Raw genomic sequence first — 1260 nt, forward strand, 5'->3', positions numbered from 1 at the left:
ATGGGGCGCGCCGGGCGGGAGCGCGTGGAGCGGCTCTTCGGCTGGCGGCACGTGGCCCAGGAGACCGAGCGGTCCTACGCCCGCGTCGCCGCCCGGCACCGCCGGGAGCACCCGCCGCTGCTCCGGCAGACCGAGAACTGGCTCGGGGCCCACCTGGACGAGCTGTCGGTCGCCGCGGGCGAGGCCGCCCAGCACGCCGGCGTGGTGGACCGGTGGGGCGCCCGCCTGGCCGGGATGCTCACGCACGGCGGACGCGTGCTCGCCGTGGGCAACGGCGGCAGCGCCGCGGAGGCCCAGCACTTCACCGCCGAGCTCGTCGGCCGCTTCGTCGACGACCGGCGGCCGCTGTCCGCCGTGTGCCTGTCCGCGGAGACCTCGAGCCTGACCGCCATCGTCAACGACTACGGCGCGGAGGAGGTGTTCGCCCGCCAGGTCCAGGCGCACGGGCGGGCGGGCGACGTGCTCGTGGTGCTGTCCACCAGCGGCCGCAGCCCCAACGTCCTGGCGGCGGCCGACCGGGCGCGGGAGCACGGCCTGCACGTCTGGGCGCTCACCGGCCCCGGCCCCAATCCGCTGACCGAGCGGGCGGACGAGTCCCTGACCGTCGACGCGTCCAGCACCTCGGTGATCCAGGAGGTCCACCTCATGCTGCTCCACGCCGTGTGCGCCGCGGTCGACGCGCGCCTCGTCCCGCCTCCTGACGCCGGCCCGGCCGTGCGCGGGGCCTCCGGCGCCCGGGCCGACGGGGCGGCCGTCCGGGCGGGGGTCGCATGAGCCCCGTCCGCATCGTCGTGGTCGGCGATGCCCTCCTGGACCGGGACGTCGACGGCACGTCCACGCGCCTGAGCCCGGACGCCCCGGTGCCCGTGGTCGACGTCGGTGACGTCTACGCGAGCCCCGGCGGCGCCGGCCTGGCGGCGCTGCTGTGCGCCCTGCCGCCCGCTGTGGGCCCCGTCCCGGTGGAGGTCACGGTGACCCTGCTGGCACCCGTGGCCGCCGACGCCGCCGGCCACGAGCTCGCCGCCGCCCTCGGGGAGGTGGCCCTCGAGCGCCTCGGCCACGAGGGCGGGACCCGCACCAAGACCCGCATCCGCAGCGCCGGCCAGACGCTGGTGCGCGTGGACGAGGGCGGGCCCGGCACCCCGGTGGGCGTCTCGGCCTCGCACGTCTCCGCGGTCCTCGCGGGCGCGGACGCCGTCCTGGTGTCCGACTACGGGGGAGGCGTCACCCGCGACCCCGCCGTGCGCGCCGCCCTCGCGG

General features: G+C 78.5%; 1 protein-coding gene and 1 pseudogene. Both read left to right on the forward strand.

The window, feature by feature from the left end:
* On the forward strand, nucleotides 1-774 hold a 774-nt coding region (locus CRM73_RS19300; RefSeq protein ID WP_229588810.1), incomplete at its 5' end, for an SIS domain-containing protein.
* Nucleotides 771-1260: pseudogene (locus CRM73_RS19305) on the forward strand (bifunctional heptose 7-phosphate kinase/heptose 1-phosphate adenyltransferase); the annotation flags it as partial. The gene CRM73_RS19300 and the pseudogene CRM73_RS19305, both read left to right, overlap by 4 nt.

Source organism: Kocuria sp. CCUG 69068, assembly GCF_020833785.1.
In the GTDB taxonomy this organism is placed as follows: Bacteria; Actinomycetota; Actinomycetes; order Actinomycetales; family Micrococcaceae; genus Kocuria; species Kocuria rosea.